General features: G+C 46.4%; 15 protein-coding genes. 13 read left to right on the plus strand and 2 right to left on the minus strand.

Annotation, left to right across the window (positions count from 1 at the left end):
• Position 1: 1 nt before the first annotated feature.
• The 3 genes from HP401_RS04360 (at position 2) to HP401_RS04370 (ending at position 3,445) form a co-directional block, all read left to right on the plus strand.
• Positions 2 to 1,210, plus strand: a complete 1,209-nt coding sequence (locus tag HP401_RS04360; RefSeq protein WP_173604208.1) for an MFS transporter — start codon at positions 2 to 4, stop codon at positions 1,208 to 1,210.
• Positions 1,211 to 1,226: 16 nt separating this feature from the next.
• The gene (locus HP401_RS04365; protein ID WP_173604209.1) at positions 1,227 to 2,348 is read left to right on the plus strand and encodes an AAA family ATPase; all 1,122 of its coding nucleotides are present in this window, start codon (positions 1,227 to 1,229) and stop codon (positions 2,346 to 2,348) included.
• A 74-nt stretch (positions 2,349 to 2,422) separates the two neighbouring features.
• Positions 2,423 to 3,445 (plus strand): vWA domain-containing protein, encoded by a 1,023-nt coding sequence (locus HP401_RS04370; protein WP_173604210.1) that lies wholly within the window; start codon positions 2,423 to 2,425, stop codon positions 3,443 to 3,445.
• Between the two features lie 57 nt (positions 3,446 to 3,502).
• Here HP401_RS04370 and HP401_RS04375 read toward each other — a convergent pair whose 3' ends face one another.
• Both HP401_RS04375 and HP401_RS04380 read right to left on the minus strand, forming a co-directional pair.
• On the minus strand, positions 3,503 to 5,134 hold the full coding sequence (locus tag HP401_RS04375; protein ID WP_173604211.1) for a peptide ABC transporter substrate-binding protein: 1,632 nt from the start codon (positions 5,132 to 5,134) through the stop codon (positions 3,503 to 3,505).
• Between the two features lie 233 nt (positions 5,135 to 5,367).
• A complete protein-coding gene (locus HP401_RS04380) occupies positions 5,368 to 5,937 on the minus strand; it encodes a DoxX family protein (RefSeq protein WP_015893358.1) in 570 nt (189 codons plus the stop codon).
• Between the two features lie 664 nt (positions 5,938 to 6,601).
• Between HP401_RS04380 and HP401_RS04385 the strand changes: the two genes are divergently transcribed.
• The 10 genes from HP401_RS04385 to HP401_RS04430 all read left to right on the plus strand — a co-directional run bounded on the left by HP401_RS04385 (position 6,602) and on the right by HP401_RS04430 (position 17,817).
• The gene (locus HP401_RS04385; RefSeq protein WP_173604212.1) at positions 6,602 to 7,924 is read left to right on the plus strand and encodes a glycoside hydrolase family 68 protein; all 1,323 of its coding nucleotides are present in this window, start codon (positions 6,602 to 6,604) and stop codon (positions 7,922 to 7,924) included.
• 33 nt (positions 7,925 to 7,957) lie between these two features.
• On the plus strand, positions 7,958 to 9,298 hold the full coding sequence (locus tag HP401_RS04390; RefSeq protein ID WP_173604213.1) for a glycoside hydrolase family 68 protein: 1,341 nt from the start codon (positions 7,958 to 7,960) through the stop codon (positions 9,296 to 9,298).
• Between the two features lie 81 nt (positions 9,299 to 9,379).
• Complete coding sequence (locus HP401_RS04395) at positions 9,380 to 10,681, plus strand: glycoside hydrolase family 68 protein (protein ID WP_173604214.1); 1,302 nt, start codon at positions 9,380 to 9,382, stop codon at positions 10,679 to 10,681.
• A gap of 166 nt (positions 10,682 to 10,847) precedes the next feature.
• A complete protein-coding gene (locus HP401_RS04400; RefSeq protein ID WP_173604273.1) occupies positions 10,848 to 12,227 on the plus strand; it encodes a sucrose-specific PTS transporter subunit IIBC in 1,380 nt (459 codons plus the stop codon).
• Between the two features lie 174 nt (positions 12,228 to 12,401).
• On the plus strand, positions 12,402 to 13,244 hold the full coding sequence (locus HP401_RS04405; protein ID WP_173604215.1) for a PRD domain-containing protein: 843 nt from the start codon (positions 12,402 to 12,404) through the stop codon (positions 13,242 to 13,244).
• Between the two features lie 468 nt (positions 13,245 to 13,712).
• Positions 13,713 to 14,285 (plus strand): histidine phosphatase family protein, encoded by a 573-nt coding sequence (locus HP401_RS04410; protein WP_173604216.1) that lies wholly within the window; start codon positions 13,713 to 13,715, stop codon positions 14,283 to 14,285.
• A 28-nt stretch (positions 14,286 to 14,313) separates the two neighbouring features.
• Positions 14,314 to 14,880 carry an SMI1/KNR4 family protein gene (locus HP401_RS04415; protein WP_173604217.1) on the plus strand — a complete coding sequence of 189 codons (567 nt, stop codon included), beginning with the start codon at positions 14,314 to 14,316 and terminating at the stop codon, positions 14,878 to 14,880.
• Positions 14,881 to 15,022: 142 nt separating this feature from the next.
• Positions 15,023 to 15,763 carry a GNAT family N-acetyltransferase gene (locus HP401_RS04420; protein ID WP_173604218.1) on the plus strand — a complete coding sequence of 247 codons (741 nt, stop codon included), beginning with the start codon at positions 15,023 to 15,025 and terminating at the stop codon, positions 15,761 to 15,763.
• Between the two features lie 111 nt (positions 15,764 to 15,874).
• Positions 15,875 to 16,441 (plus strand): sigma-70 family RNA polymerase sigma factor, encoded by a 567-nt coding sequence (locus HP401_RS04425; RefSeq protein ID WP_375140426.1) that lies wholly within the window; start codon positions 15,875 to 15,877, stop codon positions 16,439 to 16,441.
• Positions 16,438 to 17,817: a hypothetical protein gene (locus HP401_RS04430; protein ID WP_173604220.1), complete on the plus strand. Its 1,380-nt coding sequence runs from the start codon at positions 16,438 to 16,440 to the stop codon at positions 17,815 to 17,817. The genes HP401_RS04425 and HP401_RS04430 overlap by 4 nt, the downstream gene beginning before the upstream one ends.
• The last annotated feature ends 60 nt before the right edge of the window (positions 17,818 to 17,877 follow it).

The raw sequence follows: 17,877 nt of genomic DNA on the forward strand, positions 1-17,877 counted from the left end.
AATGTTTTCCAATGTGTATGTTCGAACGATTATCCTCTCCCGCGTGCTGCTGCATTTGGGAATTTGGATCCGGAATTATGCCGTCCTTCTTTTTGTTAGCGAATTGACGAATAATAATCCGGTTTATGTATCACTGATTTCGGTTGCGGAATTTGCACCCATTTTTCTATTCGGCCTGATTGGCGGAACCTTTGCCGACCGATGGCGACCGAAGCGGACAATGGTTTGGAGCGATCTGCTGTCTGCCCTGTCCGTCGGGGCTGTGCTGCTTGCCCTCATGAATGGGGGATGGGTGGCACTACTCATCGGAACCTTTATTTCCGCCGGCCTGTCTCAATTTTCCCAGCCCTCGGCCATGAAACTGTACAAGCGGCATGTGCCGGCTGAACAACTGCAGGGCGCGATGGCTATGTCCCAAACGCTTGTTGCTGTCTTTACGGTTTTAGGTCCGGTCATCGGTACGTTTATTTTCATCCAGTTTGGAATCACAGTCTCTCTGATTTTGACGGCCGTTCTGTTCCTAGGGTCTTCCCTTATCTTAGCGACGCTTCCCCGTGACGCGGGGGAACCGAAGTCTGAGGATGCCGGCGGCTTCATCAAGGAATTGAAGGCCGGACTGCGCTATATCGGGTCCAATCAATCCTTACGAACACTCTGTTTGACTTTCTTCGCTGTCGGATTGGCGTCAGGTCTGACACAGCCGCTTCAAATCTTCCTTGTCATCGAGAATTTGGGACGGGACAAACAATTTTTGCAGTGGTTGGTTATGGCCAATGGGGCAGCCATGTTGGCAGGAGGGGCTCTCATCATCGGGATAGCCAAAAAGGTAAGGCCACAGATGTTGCTCATGGTAGGCTTGCTTGTCTCTGCCGTTTGCACGATGGTAATGGGGGCTACCACAACGATTTGGTTGATGATTGTTCTATTAGTGATCAGCGGTTTCTTCTTCCCTTGTATTCAAAGCGGAATCCAGACGCTGCTTGTACGGAACACAGAAGGGGCATTTATCGGTCGGGTATCTGGTACGATCACGCCTGTTTTTATGGGGATGATGGTGATTGGCATGTTTATATCCGGCTATTTAAAGGAGACGTTATCCCTCGTTGCGGTATATGTGGTGAGCGGGGTTTTGATTATGATCGGTGCGGCTTTGCTGTTGCCTCTTCTTGTTGAGAAAAAGGGCAAAGAGCAGAGTGGCCCAGCGCTATAAAGGGAGTAGAAATGTAATGACGGAAAATGAAAACTTTCATTTGTCACCCGAAAGACAGCTGACGGATGCAGAAAAAAAGCTCGTCTGGAAAAAGCCAACCACGCATAAGGTCAGTGAAGAGGAACAGCGTATTAGTAAAGAAGTCAAACGCAACTGGCATCGCGGGGAAATGAAAATCGCCAATCTATTGTTAGAAGGTGACGCGGGTTCTGGGAAAACACAACTTGCCAAGGCATTATCCGCTAATTTCGGGCTGCCATATACAAAAGTGACTTGTTTTGCTGATATGGATAAATCGGATATTATCGGCGCTATTTTGCCAGTCATTTCTTCTGAACGTCTAGAGAAAATGGAGCCTGCCGAGCAAACGCTATGGAAAGCCTTATATGAAAGCGATGGGTTCCAAAGTATATCTGAAATTTTGATGGACGCACTGGGGATTACACAGGAACAGGCTGCCTTAAAAATGAAGCAATTATTGGAGCGTGCAGCAGCGGAAAACAACGATGGCGAAGCGATTGAGTACCGATTTTACCCTTCGGAGATCGTCAGAGCCTATCAAAACGGTTATCTTCTGGAAATTCAAGAACCAAACGTTATTCGTGATGCGGCGGTGTTAATGGCATTAAACTCTGCCTTGGAGCTGGATGGGAGCATCAATCTTCCCACCGAGATCATACGCAGGCACCCGGACTTCATCGCGGTTATCACGACAAACCGCAGTTATGCGGGAACCAGACCGTTAAACGAAGCGCTGCGAGACAGGGTTCAGCATACGGAAAAGATGGACCTGCCGACCAAAGAAATCATGATCGAACGTGTAATGGCCAAAACCGGTTTTCAGGATGGAAAGATGTTGGGGATTTTAGCGGACATGATTGTCGTTTTAGACAGAACGGCACGGGCCAATGCGATCAAGGGCGTGGCTGGAATGCGTTCCTTTTTCTACTGGGCGGATGCGATTGCCGGAGGAGGCTCCGCAAAAGAATCCCTTTACCATAAGGTCATCTACAAGATCACAACCGATTCGGAAGAAATAAAACTTCTGGAAGAAGCCCTGATAAATCATGGTTTGCTTGCCAGCTTGGAAGAAGCAGAGATTGAGCAAAAAAAAAACGAAAATCTGACGACGCCGTAGAGATTAAGACATGGGGAGATATTGACGACACTGGTTTTAGCAAAGACAACCAGATAGAAGAAAAGGGAATCGCCTTGAAAAAATCTGCCGATGGGGACAAAAGCTCTTCCCGTGTCTCTGATGATGATTCTACCCATATGGAACGTTCGGGCTTGGGTGAAGATGCCTCTCCCAACTATCATCAGGCAAATCCTGAATCCATGTCAGAGGAAGCCAAACAAAAGGAACGTGATTTCCGTAAAAAGCTGAATCGAGAGGCAAGAGAGGTCATTTCCGATTCGATTCATCAAAAAGTAAAGCTCATTGTTCACCGTCCAGACTACGATGAGGAAAACCAACAGGAATATGTTCGTCTTTGTCAGGGACTCATGCCGATCGTGCAGGAGATCGCCAGAAAGACACTTCCGTATCTGGAACATGAGATCTCTTCCGACTTTGCGAGGAATCGTTACTATGGCAGCAAATTTCAAGCAGACAGCGTTGCTTACAAGGATTACAAGTATTTTGCCAAGAAACGTCCGCCAACGGAATCCCCTTCTCTTGTGGTTGGTCTTAGGGTTGATGAATCCGCATCGATGTCAGCTTACGGGAGATTAGAAGCAGCAAAACGAGCAGTAATCGCGGTATATGAATATTGTCAGCTTTGCCATATTCCCATTTTGATCTACGGCGATACGGCGGATGTTTCCAGATTGGAGCAAATGTCGATCTTTGCCTATGCCGACTTTGATAAAGCGGATGCCAATGATCGCTTCCGGTTAATGAGGATTCATGCCAGAAGCAATAATCGCGATGGCATGGCTCTTAGAATAATGGCGGAACGATTAGCCGCTTCCCCCCAAAAGACAAAACTGCTGATTAGCATAAGTGACGGACAACCGAAAGCAATGGATGACTATACCGGAAGCTATGCGGTTACAGATATGAAACAGACGATACAGGAGTATGAACGAAAAGGGGTTACCTTTCTTGCAGCCGCAATCGGTCAAGATAAGGATATGATTAGCGATATCTATGGGAATGAAAGATTTTTGGATATTACCAATTTACAGGAGTTCCCTGCAAAGTTAGTTCGGATGATCGCTCGGTATTTATGATGGAAGCGCGGGCATCTCTCTCTATCTGATTCGCATAGAGAGGATGCCCGCGCTCTATTATTTTTCAATATACGCGTATTTAAAGTAGGAACCGCCGAGAGGGAGGATCACAAAGTCCTTCACCTTGTCGTTTTTCACATAAGCATTGCCACGGAAGTGCAGCGGTGCCAGCGGCATTTCTTCCATGAGAATTCTTTCAGAGTAAAACAACAGTTGCTTGCGCTTTTGCTCGTCGGTCTCATAGTAGCTCTTATTGAGCAAATCGCGGTATTCCTTGTGCTCGAAGCGAACGACGTTGTTGCCACCCAAGTCCTTGAACATTTCGAGGAAATTGATCGGGTCGTTAAAATCGGCGCCCCATAGCCAGATGCCAAAGTCGTATTTGCCATTTTGGACATCATCGTTGAACACTTTCCATTCGGAGGTGCGAATGTCAATGTCGACCCCCAGTGTTTTCTTCCATTCGTCCTGGAGTGCTTGAGCCAGCTTCTTGTCCGTTTCTCCGGTGTCGTAGTAGTACGTGACTTTAGGGAATTGAGTCAGCCCAAGCTCTTCCATGCCTTCTGTCAAAAGCTGCTTGGCCTTCGCCACATCCTCTTTAAAGTAGCCGTCCGGATTCAACCCCATGGAAACGGGAACCCAGCCATAAGCGGGCAGAACACCAGTCTGTAGGATGTTATCCACCAATTGCTGTCGGTCGATTGAATACGAAAACGCCTGGCGAATTTTTTTGTTGGTAAAAGGGGGTTTCTTTGTATTGAAGATGACGGCTTTGGTACCTGGGTTATCTGCGACGAGCAGCTTGCCCTCTTCCTTGAGCTGACCAACGGCATCCGGCGACAAGCCAAAGGAAGGGTAGCCACCCCAATCCAGATCGCCATTTTCAAACATGGACAGGGCGGTGTTGTTATCCTCGATGATGACAATATGGATCTGATCAAGCTTGACGTTGGCGCTGTCCCAATAAGTAGGGCTTTTGCTGAAGGTGAGCTTGGACTTGTGCTCCCACTTATCCATGATAAACGGGCCGTTGCCGACAATCGTTTTCGCTTCTGTTGCCCACTGGGGGTTGCTCTCGATGGTCTTTTTATGAAGAGGGTAGTAGGTAGTGAATGAGGTCAATTCGCGGAAGAACGGTGTTGGTGAGCGCAAGGTGAAATCGAGTGTGTAGTCGTCCTTTGCCTTTACCCCGACGTCTTCTGGCTTGCCTTTTCCGGAGTAAAAATCCTCGCCCCCTTTGATATAGAAGAGCTGATACGCGTAGCCGGAAGCGGTTTTGGGGTCGAGATTGCGCTTGATGGCGTACTCAAAATCGTGAGCAGTAACAGGGTCGCCATTGCTCCATTTGGCGTCCTTTCGAATGGTAAAAGTAAAATGAGTGAAGTCAGGAGTATGCGTGTAGCTCTCCGCGATGGCGTTGATCATCTGGCCTTGACGGTCGACAGTGGTCAGACCCTCGAAGGTGAGGTTGATCATGTCCATCGAGGTCGAATCTGTTGCAATGCCGGCATCCATCGTAGACGGCTCCCCGGTGATGCTCCATTGCAAGACCATTGGCTCTGTGGTAGTAGGCTTTGCTGTCGTTTCCGCTGAGGGGGATTGGATATTGTCGGCGGGCTTTGAGCTACAGCCGACTGAGAGACTAAATAAGAAAACAGCAGTAGAAATGCCTAGTAGCCACTTGTTCATATAGTCCTCCTGTTTAATTATTTGAAAAATAAGAAAATTATAGTTCCTCAAAAGAATAATGCACAGCAATCATACAGTCATTCAACATCATGTATAAATATTCATTGAAAATCACGGGTACATGTTGGAATAAATTCATACAATTTGTCCGTTACTTCAGCAACGATTGAGGGGAAGGGACAACAAAAGCCACCCGTAAAAGGTGGCTTTGTCATTCGAGAGGAAAGAAAGGATTACTTGTTCATCGGCAAAACACCGTCGCGCGATTTTCTCGTCCAAGGTGTTCCGAGATAAGAAAGCGCCCAGCGATCAAGACCATACCAGCCCGCAACCTTCCAAGCCAAAACGAGCCAAGTGGCAAAAATAAAAAGGAGTGGGTTGGTGCTGACCGTTCCTGCGAACAGAAAGCTGACGTTCATCAAGCCGCCGAAAAACGCTGCGATCCCTGTCAGGCATCCGAGGATCAAACCGAGTCCGACGAGTACCTCACCATAAGCGACGAAGAAGCCGAATACCTTAGCATTTGGCAATACGACGTTTTCCAGGAACCAGGCGTACCACCCGGTTACGTCCTTTCCTTCAGCTGCTTTTGCCAAGGAGCCTTTTACGAACCCTTGAATCGCTCCGCCAGCCGCATCTCCGGTCCAGCTATCGGATTGGATTTTTTTCCATCCAGCAGTAATCCATGAATAACCGACATACAATCTGATAATTAACCAGATCGCAGCGGATTTCGTACTGGTGAACAGGAAGTGTGAAACAGGATTTTCAGGAATAATAATTTCGTTTTGACGATTTTGCATGTGGGTGTCCTCCTACATACGTTTTGCACATCTTTGTTCGAGCCGATTTTAACATAACAAGTGGCGGTGTAGTGCGGTTTGGGGCATAAGTTCATACGGTGTTCATTGACACTATAAGCACGGTGTTAATGGTAAATCTTAGTGTATATATTGCCGAAATACAGAAAACTCATGAAAGGATTGACAAGTTAAGATGTGGTAAATTATGAACGAGTGGTGATGTTACTGTTGGTTATTGTTATTTCTCTGTTTGTAAGTGGATGGATGAAAGCAGAGAAACCATGGATATTCTTCTCACAAAAGAAAAAATATCCGATCCAAGCGGACGATTAACTAAGGTTCCAATTAGAAAGGTACTATTTACAGTCTGGGAATATTCTCCTTTGTTTCGATCTGTAGGAAAGGGTATTTTTGACTATTGAAATCGTAATTCGCAGACAATAGAATGAGGATGCGAACAAAATACCGCAGGATTGTTACTGCTAAGCAGGCAAGACCTGAGACGTGAGATGGGCGAAGTATGGCTATCGCTATACAGTCCCTTACGCGTTTTAGGTCTTTTTTGTGTCCTGTCAATGGAGAAGAGCAGAGTTTTCAATCTCTCAATATTCTCATAATAGGTAACTTTGCTGCAATTCATGATGTAAAGGGAGGATTTAAGAAAATGAGAAAATCCAGCAAACCTAAGTTTAGGAATCTAGCTTTATCCACAGCGATCGCTGCCAATTTTCTTGCAGCCATCCCAGCATTAGCCGCCGAAGTCAGTGATGATCACACTTCGATTTGGTCGCGCCAGCAAGCGGAAAAAGTTGCTCTCACGAAAGAGACAACAGCTCCACCTGTCGATTTGGATTTCAAGCTCGTCGCACCGGACCAATGGGTTTGGGACACATGGCCCCTGCAGAACAGAGACGGTTCCCTTGCAACTGTCAAAGGTTACAGAGTCGCTTTCGCCTTGGTCGCTCCGCGCTCTTTGGGTTGGGGTGAACGTCATACGCAAGCAAGCATCGGAATGTTCTACTCCAAAAACGGCAAAGACTGGACCTACGCCGGGATTCCCTATAACAAAAACAAAGCGTTAGGTCATATGCAATGGGCCGGAACAGCCATGCTGGATGAGAAAGGCAAAGTCCACCTCTTCTATACGGCAACCGGGGATAAAAACAATTGGGACGAATCCAGATGGGCTCAAACGGCTGAGCAGCGCATCGCAAAGACGACATTCGATATCGGCGCCGATAAAGATGGCGTGCATCTCACGAACGAAGGTGAACACAAGATCATTCTTGAAGCAGACGGCAAGTACTACGAAACGATTGATCAGTTCAAAGGCAATATCATCACGGCGTTCCGTGATCCGTTCTTCTTCCAAGACCCGAACACCGGCAAAGAGTACATTATTTTCGAAGGCCAGGCCGGCGGTGGCTATTCTTTGAAGCCAGAAAACATCGGTGACGAAGAATACCGTAAAACCCATTCGGTTCCGGCAGGCGCGGAATTGTACAACGGAAATATCGGCATCGCGGAAGTGCTTGACCACGACATCACCAAATTGAAACTGCTGCCTCCGCTGCTCGAATCAGTTGGGGCCAACCATCAGATGGAACGTCCACACGTCGTGGTGAATGGCGATGATTATTACCTGTTCACGATCAGCCATACCTTCACCTACGCGCCTGGCTTGACAGGTCCTGACGGTGTATACGGTTTTGTCGGGAAGGGTCTGCGTAGTGATTACAAACCGATGAACGGAAGCGGCTTGGTTATCGGGAATCCAGCGGAAAACGGTTACCAAGCGTATTCCTGGATGGTGCTTCCGAACCAACAGGTGATCAGCTTCATTAACGAACCAAAAGATGAGAATGGGGAAGTGAAATTCGGCGGTACCTTCTCTTCAACGTTGAAGGTAAACCTGGAAGGTGACAAATCGGAAATTACCAAAGAGGGAAAACAAGGTGAAATCAAGCCGTTCGGCCCGAATCGCTAAGCATATCTAGCCATAAAGGAAAGGGGCGGTAACATGATCCGCAAAAACAAGAAAGCATTGACCGCGCTGGCTTTGGCAACAAGCGTTGTCGCTTCCGGCCTCACCGCGCTTTCGGCCTATGCCGAGGGCGGTGAGCAAACGGTCAACTGGACGCGCGAGCAGGCATCGAAAATCGAGCTGAATCAAGACAATACCTTGCCGTACACCGACATCAGCAAATTGGAAAAATTGGCGCCGGGCTATCACATGTGGGATACGTGGGCACTGACAGACCGTGACGGGAATGTAGCCTCGATCAAAGGCTGGAAAGTGATATTCGCGCTTACCGCACCGAGTGATGTGCTGCCGGGCAAAGTGCACGACATTGCCACGATCCGTTACTTTTATTCGAAAAACGGAAAAGATTGGACGCTGGGTGGCGAGCTGTTCCCAAGCGGATCCGCGCTCGGTTCCCGCCAGTGGGCTGGATCGGCTATGATGGATAACGGCAAAATCCATGCGTTCTACACCGCCACTGGACACAAAGGCGAAGAGCGTTTGACCTATGAACAACGTTTGGCCATGGCTACCGGCGATATCGTCGCGGACAACAGCGGAGTCCGATTCGAAAATTGGGGCGATCACCGCATCATTTTGGAGCCGGACGGAAAACACTATCAGACCAAAGAACAAGCGCAGCAGGGTGAAGGCGGGGGTTACGCTTTCCGCGATCCGATGTGGTTTAAAGATCCGCAAACGAAAAAAGAATACCTGCTGTTTGAAGGGAATTCCGGAGGCATCGCAGCCGACCGCAAGTTGAAACCGGAATATGTCGGAAGCCCTGAGTTTGCAGGGCAGCAAAACGTGCCTCCAGGTGCCGTACACGCTAATGGTAACATTGGCATTGCTGAGGTGGTAGGCGGCGATTTTTCCAAAATTAAAATGCTTCCTCCGCTCGTAGAAGCCAACTACGTAAATGAAGAACTGGAGCGCCCGCATATTGTGGTGAAGGATAAAAAGTATTATCTGTTTACCGACAGCCACATCAATAAATATGCGGATGGACTCACCGGACCGGACGGACTGTACGGATTCGTTTCAGACAAGCTGATCGGCGGATATAAACCGCTGAACGGAAGCGGTTTGGTCTTGGCCAATCCGGCGGATAATCCATACCAAGCATATTCCTGGTTGGTGCTTCCGAACTTGAACGTGGTCGGTTTCGCCCATTTTGGCGATCTGGGCAACATGTCCATCGGCGATGTCGGCAATCAGACTCCGGAATTCCAATTCAGCCACTTTGGTGGCACATTGGCTCCAACAGTGAAGCTGTCGATCAAAGACGATCGCACAAAATTGGAACAAGAGTACGAGCCAGGTTGGATCAAGCAATAAATAAGAATGGTCAACCGAAAGTTGTCGGTTGACCTTCTATTCTTTTCTAAAAACAAGAAGACTACAGGAGGCTGGATCTACATGTTTTGGAACACAAAAAATGCTAGAAAAATGCTGTTAGCAGCAGTTATCGGTTTTTCCGGTATTCTAGCCCCGGTTATCAGTTCAAGCGCCTTCGCCCAAGAAACAGCAGCTACATTCGATTGGACGCGTGAAGATGTCAGCAAAATAAAGATGAATGAAGAGAATACAGCACCTGTCCTCAACAAGGAGGAGCTTGAGGAACTTACAAAGGACTTTCTGGTATGGGATACATGGCCGCTCCAAGATCGGAATGGTCATCCAGCAGTTGTCAATGGCCATAAGGTTATTTTTGCTCTGACGGTGCCAAGTGACGTGATTCCTGGCAAACGCCACGATACGGCGGAAATCCGCTATTTCTATGCAAAGGACGGAAAGAGCTGGCAGTTAGGCGGACGTTTGTTTGATGACGGAAAAGCATTGGGTTCAAGGCAATGGGCAGGCTCTGCCATGATTGACAAAGATGGAAAAGTCCATATCTTTTATACAGCGACCGGACGTGAAAATGAAAAAAAACTCACATACGAACAGCGTTTGGCTACGGCTACCGCTGATATCGTAACAACCAATGCCTCTGTGGCGTTTAAAAATTGGTCTGAACACAAAATCATCCTGGAACCGGATGGTGAATACTATCAAACAGAAAGTCAGTCCAACCAAGGTGAATCCTCTTACGCCTTCCGCGATCCTTACTTCTTCCAAGACCCAAAGAGCGGACAAGAATATATTTTATTTGAGGCCAACTCCGCAGGAACCTTGTCAGAGCGGGCTTGTCAGCCTGACAGTTCAAAACCTTATAATGCGAGTATCGGCATTGCCAAAGCGTCTTCTGACAGTCTGACGGAATTTGAGGCTCTTCCCCCTTTACTGGAAGCCAACTGTGTAAATGACGAGCTGGAGCGTCCAAGCATTATTGTAAAAGGCAATCAATACTATCTTTTTGCAAAAACCCACCATGAAAAGTTCGCGCCAGGTCTCGATGCGCCGGAAGGGTTATACGGTTTTGTGTCAGGGTCCTTATTTGGCGGGTATAAACCCCTGAATGGAAGCGGACTAGTGATTTCCAATCCAAAAGACAATCCGTATCAAGCATACTCTTGGATGGTCATGCCAAACGGTACGGTGATTAGCTTTGTCAACTATGTCCATGTAGAAGGAAAGGACATCCAGCAAATTGGCGAACAAACACCAGATTATCAAAAGGATCATTTCGGTGGGATGCTGGCACCATCTTTAAAGCTCTCCATTGCGGATGACCAGACTAGGATTCTGCATGAGAAAAAGCAAGGCGTGTTCCGTTAGAGAAAATAGGATAGTAATAGAAAGTTTTTGGCGTTCAGTAGTTGCTGAGCGTCTTTACTCTTGTAGACATGCATTTATGATTCTTTCGTTTTCATGGAATGATAAGCGGGATGTTGTTGATTCCCTTAGCTATACAAAAGAGGAGGAACATGCAATAGCAAAGCTGATGCAATCAAAAGAGTTTGTTCAAGAGTTGTTGCCTCTGGTAGGGGGTGAGGAAAATATTGCTGACGCTACCCACTGTGCTTCTCGATTACGCTTGCTTCTTCGAAATGAAGAAAAGGCGGATATATCAGCCATCGAAAAAATGGATGGCGTAGAAGGGGTATTTTCCAGAAGCGGACAATTCCAAATTATATTTGGGACCGGCAGAGTAAACAGAGTGTACAAGGCACTTGTCGAGGCGATCGAGATCGCACAGACAAATCCATCCAAAGAGCGGATGGAGAAGGCGCCAAAGATGAATCCATTCACTCATTTTGTAAAGACACTATCCAACATCTTTTTACCGATTATTCCCGCTATCGTAGTGAGCGGTTTGCTCATGGGGCTGCTTGGTATGGTGAAGGCTTTTGGTTGGATCACGATGGATAGCGCATGGATGAAGATGCTCACCATGTTTTCCAGCTCATCGTTCATTATTCTTCCGATATTAATTGGCTTTAGCGCAGCCAAGGAATTTGGCAGCAATCCCATTTTAGGTGCAGTGATTGGGGGGATATTAACCCACCCGTCATTATTAAACCCTGCGGAGCTGGGGAACAGCGCCCCGCAATATATGGATCTGTTCGGGCTTGAAATCGCGTTGATCGGGTATCAGGGTACGGTGATTCCTATCTTGTTGTCGGTATACGTAATGAGCAGGTTTGAAAAACTCCTGCGAAAATTCATACCCCAGTCATTAGATTTATTGCTCATCCCCTTTATCACCATTACGTTTACCGGGATTGTCTCCCTCGTAGCGATTGGCCCTTTGGGCATGATGATCGGGGAGATGATTTCTGGTAGCTTGTACTACGTTTATCAGTATGCTGGACTGGTGGCAGGGTTCCTGTTTGGCGGATTATATGCGCTATTCGTCGTTACTGGATTGCATCATAGTTTGCACGCCATTGAGGTGGGGTTGCTAGCCGATCCGAAGGTTGGTGTCAATTTTTTGCTGCCGATCTGGTCCATGGCTAACGTGGCCCAAGGTGGAGCTGCATTAGCTGTTTTTTTCAAATCGAGAAATGACAAACTGAAGAAGATTGCGATACCTGCTGCTCTTTCGTCCTTTTTTGGCATCATTGAACCCGTGATGTTTGGCATCAATTTGAGGTTAATCACCCCATTTATAGGAGCGGCTATTGGAGGGGGGCTAGGCGGAGCATATGTCGTAGGTAGTCACGTAGTTGCCAACGCCTATGGCTTAACTGGAATCCCCATGCTTGCGATTGTGACACCATTAGGAATATCAAACGCAGTCCATTATCTTATTGGTCTAGCTATCGCGGTTACTACCGCTTTCACCTCGACATGGATACTTAGATTTACCGAAGAGGAATAAATCATTCTGATGACCCGGGAGAAGGTTTTCCTGGTCCAAATTGGATGCGTTTTATGGGTGATGGTTACGGTAAAATGAAAGGTAATGGAACTCCTCGAAGATGTAATTTTTCTCATCATGGTTCACCTAGTAAATGGGGAAGGTGACGGGAGGATAGACAGGAGGGAGGATACCATGAAAATTAAAAAAATCTTAAATAACAACGCGGTCGTTGTCCAGGATCAGGGAGAAGAAAAGATCGTTATGGGCTTAGGGATCGCTTTCCAGAAAAAAAAGAATGATCTGGTAGACATTTCAAAGATAGAAAAAGTATTTGTCATGAATGAATGGCAAGAGTACGGAAAGTTCGAAGAGATATTGATAACACTTCCTGAAGAACATATCCAAGTGGCAGAGGAAATTATCTCCCATACGGAAAAAGAACTACGGATAACCTTGCATGACCATATTCATATTGCTTTGACCGACCACTTGTCCTTCGCCCTAGAAAGATTAGTGAAGGGAATGGTCATTAAAAATACCTTGCTGAACGAAATCAAAATTTTGTATGCAAAAGAATTTCAGATCGGTTGCTGGGCGAAAACATTGATAAAAGAGAGGCTAGGGATAGAAATTCCCGAAGATGAGGTCGGTTATATTGCATTGCATATCCACACTGCCAGGATAAACGCGGGAGATATGGCAAAAACAATGGATATGACCACTATGATACGGGATATGATCGATCTTATCGAAAGCAGCTTGAAAATCAAGATTGAGGAGAAAACGGTTTCCTATGAGCGATTAGTCACACATTTGCGCTTTGCAGTACAACGGGCAGAGTTGGGCGAATCGTTTCATGATGTAGAACCGAAAATGTCCCAGATCATAAAAGAACAGTACGAGGAATCTTATTTATGTGCACAAAAAGTAGGTGAATTTGCGCAAGAAGAATATGATTTTGAGTTCCCCGAGATGGAATTGGTCTACATCACGATGCAGATTCAAAGGATCTATAGTAGAGTGTTGAGTGGTTAACATGTGGATACATTTAACCCTCGAGTTTAAGGAGGACTCGCTTGCCCTAAGGAAGCGAGTTCTTTTTCAAGTACCCATGAACATTATCCATGCAAAGAGGAGACCAGAAAGAGGTCCCGGAGAAGACCACAGTAAGAAACAGCACAGGGAAAAATAATAAAACTCTCAACCTCTAAATTACACTTAGTATTAGAAAGGTTGGGAGATTTTTTATGATGTCAAAAGAGTAGATCAAGCAGTGGATCAAAGAGAAAAACATGAAGTCTGTGGACGACGTACAGTCAGCATTAAAGGATTTGTTTGCTGAAACGATCCAAGAAATGCTTGACGCAGACGATGGAAGAGATCATGAATCGGTTCAAAATCTAAGAGTGCCCCTTTTCTGGTGAAAACCGGGAAGGGGGTTTTTGTTGTAATATATTTGCAGGAAGGATCTAGGCGGAAAAAAAGTTTCCACGGAGGTTAGGCATGAAAACCTATATTTACATGGTCAGGCACGGAGAATCACCAAAAACCGAAGGGGACGAAAGAACACGAGGACTGACTGAAAAAGGTAGGTCAGATGCCCGTATCATTACTCAATTGTTAAAAGACGAGGGGATAGATGCGTTCATTTCAAGTCCGTATAATAGGGCAGTGGCAACCATAGAAGAACTAGCCCAGTCCGTAGGGAAAGAGATCGTCGTTTTTGAAGAGCTGAGAGAACTCGTTTTTATCGGAGACAATCAAATCATGGCCGATAGCCAATTGTATCCATTAGTAAAGAAGATGTTTACTGAGCCAGACTTTTCTTTACCTGGGGGAGAGTCAATCACCGTTTGTCGGAATCGTGTGGTAGGAACGTTCCGAAACATTTTAGACCAATACAGAGGGCAGAAAGTTGCAATCGGTACGCATGGTGCCGTTATGACATTGATGATGGGGTACTTTGACAGTCAGTACGACTTGGATTTTTTATTGACGACGTCCAAGCCTGATATATACAAAATGGAATTTCAGGATGAGGTACTCGTGGAAACGAAGCGATTGTGGAAGAACTGACTTTCTATAAAAAACGGAGGCTTGCTAGATGGATAGAAAAGAGTACATCAAGAATGCTTTTGAAGCTTACTATGCCCGATATAACCAAGTGACAGAAGAAGGTTTTTGCAGATGGATGCGACCAGACGTCCCTGATGTCATGAAGGTAGTTGATATCGATGAAGAATGGTCCAGATGGAAGCTGATTCCTTCTATCGTAAGTCAGGAGGATGTAGCTGCGCTCGAAGAAGAATTTGGGCTGAAATTTCCGGAGTGGTATAAAGCCTTCATTTCTACTTACCATCATTATTTCGACGTCATTCCTGAGCAAGGGATCGATGAGCCATTCGATGGTATTAAGGATATGTACAATCCATTGCTTTGCAAGTTAGGCTACCTTCCTTTTTCATGGGATACAGAGTACGGAAAAATACGATGTATCGATTTGCAAGAAAGCCCGGATGAAGAGAAATGTGGAATCTATGAAATTGACCATGAAATTTTGTTTGAAATGGATGAAGATAAGACAGAACGCAACGAATTGAAAAAATCACTGATCTTTTTGTATCCGAATTTCAAAACTTATTTTGACCACACTTTTTTAGGACGTGCATGAAGCGAAATCAAACCCTCTTTCATGAAAATAGGAAAGAGGGAGGGAGTGATTGTGTGACACACGCAAGAGGAAAATGTCGAAGAAACTCGAATAGGGATTAGATGGGAAGCTAGACATCTGAGCTCGTAGGAGGATTCCAAGCATGTCATACAACATCTACACTTTCGCACAAAGATCAGATCTAGATGATCAAGCTGATGTACTAATCGAGGCAAGCTGGTCTGCCTTCATGCTCAATGATGAAGTGGCGAATGAATATTACAATCATTTGTATGACTGGTTCTCGCCTTATCAGTTCATGCTGACGGACGAGGCTGACGAGGTGATGGCTGTAGGAAATGCGATTCCGTTTTATTGGGATGGCACTGTGGAAGGGTTGCCAAAAGGCTGGGACGATGTCTTTCTGCAAGGGATTGAAGACTACCGCCAAGAAAAACAGCCAAATGCGTTATCGGCACTCTCCATCTCCATCGATCCCCGCTATCGCGGACTCGGTCTGAGCAAGCAGATGGTTACGGCGATGAAGGATATCGCCAAGGAAAATGGCTTGGCGTACTTGGTGGCACCCGTACGTCCATCGCTCAAGCACAAGTACCCGCTCACGCCAATGGACAAGTATGTTCAGTGGAAAACAGCCGATGACGCTCCGTTTGATCCGTGGGTGCGCACACATTGGAAACTGGGAGCGACGATCATGCAGGTAGCGCCGGAATCCATGCTGATCAGAGGAAGTCTGACGGATTGGGAAAGCTGGACAGGGATGAAATTTCCGGAGTCCGGATCGTACATCATTCCAGACGCATTAGTTCCTGTACAGGTTGACGTGGAAAAGGACGAAGTGGTATACATCGAGCCGAATATTTGGATGCAGCATTTTTTGTAGAGCGATAGCGAAGTAGCCGTTGTGGAAACCACAGCGGTTTCTTTTTGCATTTTCTGTCACCTTTTTGCCGTGAGATGGATCATACCTAATAGCAAGCATTCAACGGATGAGGTGAACGGGTTGAACGAAGCAGAAACAATACCAGCGAGTCTGGAGGTTACACGGGAAGCCAGACTGAGATGGCTGATGCAGCAATACGGGGAGAAGATTTTTCATCTGGTGAGCCTCACGGTAAAAAATCATGCCTTGGCGGACGATATTACCCAAAATGTGTTTATCCAAGCATATCGACATCTCGATCAGTTCCGCGGGGACGGAGAGATCAAGCATTGGCTCTACAAGATCGCGATGAATGAAAGCAAAAAGCATTTTCGGTCGTGGTCGTTCCGCAACATTTTTCCGACGATGGATGATCATTTGGGCGACCTGATGGATCGGCAGGCAAACAATCAGGTAGAGGAAGAGATTTTAAACCGGGTGAAGCGGGAAGAGATCGTCACCTACATTCAATCCCTCGCACCGAAGTACAGGCAGGTTATTCTCCTGCACTATTATGAAGACCTGTCGATTGCGGAAGTGGCGGATATTCTCTCCGTTTCACAGGAGGTCGTCCGTACGCGTTTGCATCGAGCCAGAAAGCAATTGAAGGAGACCATGTCGAAGGAGGTACAAGGATGAGCGACGATCGCATGTGGAGGGAATGGAGTCAATCAGCAAAGCAATCCGTGCGTGAAAAATATCCGTTTCATTTGGAAAAATTCGAGCAAGAGGTACTCACAAAAATTCAGCGTGAGAAGCGTCGCCGTCGCTGGCAGGTAACCTCTTGGACAGCCGGAGTGGCAGTTGCTGCTACCCTTTTCCTCCAGATTGCTCAGCCCTTCGATGGAAGCTTGTGGGGACTGACTGGTGCAGAGCGAGGCCAGGAAGTATTTGAATGGATCACACCCGATGAAGGTTTTATGCATGCTTTGAAGAACGGCTATCCGATTCTGCCTGAGGTGAAAGTGGAGAAGGACGGTTTTGTTTATCAGATTAGGGATGCCATGGTCGATCACAGACGGATTACGTTTACGCTGTTAATCTCCGGTGAAAAAATGGAGGAGATTGCGCGAATTCCGGATGAATCGAAAAGAAGCGATATGCTCTATTTCAGTCTTAATGTAGAGTTGGGGAACCTGTCAGAAAGAGGTCATGGATCAAGGGATTTTCAAATGATCGATGGTGTGCATTATCTCATAATCAAGTCGGATTATCGAATAGACGAAAAAGAAATGCAGGCGCTGATGGGTCAGAGCAAGCCTATCCTGCCAGTGCAAATCGTTGATAGGCGAAAATCAAGAGGTGATGTAGTGGTAGCTGAGCTGTTGCTGCCCCTGCCACAGTCAGTCACTGCAGCCGAAAAAGTAATCCAACCGGATGCAGATGTAGATGCTGTGCTTAAAACAGATGCTCTGATGACGAGCTTGCAAGTGAACCGAATGATAGCTTCGCCTACTGTGACAGAGATAGAGCTTGAGGCTAAGTTCGAGGATGGGTTTGTTCTACATCGATTAGAAAATATGAAATTGGTGGATAGAAGCGGGAAAGAGTATCAGGCGATAGACGACAAGGTGAATAAAAACGTGGAGCATGTGCAGGGGACAGATACCTATAGGGCGCAATTTATTCCGTCGCTGTTCTATGGGGCTCTCCCGGAAAAACTGGAGCTGCGATTTGATGAAGTGACGATGAAGCGATCCCTAAAGGATAACTTCGTGCTTGATATGAATGCCAAATATCCGCAAACGATTCCGTTTGGAAAAAAGAAACAGCTGAACATTGAAAAGGTAAATTACGACAAAGGCAAGCTGTCCATTGTCGTTCCAAACAAGGGACCAGAAGAAATTAACTTACGTGTAGAGGGTCAGGCTTACAAGGATATGATTGTGGCAGAGAATTCGGAAAATGTTTACATTGTTTTCAGCGTACCGAAACAGGATACGTATACGGTAGAGATGGGCGGGCTAGAGTTTGAGAGAGTCAGATTGGATGGCGTGATACCTATTACAAAATAAAGTACGATTCCACTGGGAAAGTCACGAAAAAGCCTTTGCACGAACCAGGAGGTCTGGTAT

Source organism: Brevibacillus sp. HB2.2 (genome assembly GCF_013284275.1).
In the GTDB taxonomy this organism is placed as follows: domain Bacteria; phylum Bacillota; class Bacilli; order Brevibacillales; family Brevibacillaceae; genus Brevibacillus; species Brevibacillus brevis_D.

Bases quoted from the DNA above. Each gene is read 5' to 3' on its own strand.
- HP401_RS04360 (WP_173604208.1), top strand. From the start codon at position 2: ATGTTTTCCAATGTGTATGTTCGAACGATTATCCTCTCCCGCGTGCTG.
- HP401_RS04365 (WP_173604209.1), top strand. From the start codon at position 1,227: ATGACGGAAAATGAAAACTTTCATTTGTCACCCGAAAGACAGCTGACG.
- HP401_RS04375 (WP_173604211.1), bottom strand. From the start codon at position 5,134: ATGAACAAGTGGCTACTAGGCATTTCTACTGCTGTTTTCTTATTTAGT.
- HP401_RS04380 (WP_015893358.1), bottom strand. From the start codon at position 5,937: ATGCAAAATCGTCAAAACGAAATTATTATTCCTGAAAATCCTGTTTCA.
- HP401_RS04385 (WP_173604212.1), top strand. From the start codon at position 6,602: ATGAGAAAATCCAGCAAACCTAAGTTTAGGAATCTAGCTTTATCCACA.
- HP401_RS04390 (WP_173604213.1), top strand. From the start codon at position 7,958: ATGATCCGCAAAAACAAGAAAGCATTGACCGCGCTGGCTTTGGCAACA.
- HP401_RS04395 (WP_173604214.1), top strand. From the start codon at position 9,380: ATGTTTTGGAACACAAAAAATGCTAGAAAAATGCTGTTAGCAGCAGTT.
- HP401_RS04400 (WP_173604273.1), top strand. From the start codon at position 10,848: ATGCAATCAAAAGAGTTTGTTCAAGAGTTGTTGCCTCTGGTAGGGGGT.
- HP401_RS04405 (WP_173604215.1), top strand. From the start codon at position 12,402: ATGAAAATTAAAAAAATCTTAAATAACAACGCGGTCGTTGTCCAGGAT.
- HP401_RS04410 (WP_173604216.1), top strand. From the start codon at position 13,713: ATGAAAACCTATATTTACATGGTCAGGCACGGAGAATCACCAAAAACC.
- HP401_RS04415 (WP_173604217.1), top strand. From the start codon at position 14,314: ATGGATAGAAAAGAGTACATCAAGAATGCTTTTGAAGCTTACTATGCC.
- HP401_RS04420 (WP_173604218.1), top strand. From the start codon at position 15,023: ATGTCATACAACATCTACACTTTCGCACAAAGATCAGATCTAGATGAT.
- HP401_RS04430 (WP_173604220.1), top strand. From the start codon at position 16,438: ATGAGCGACGATCGCATGTGGAGGGAATGGAGTCAATCAGCAAAGCAA.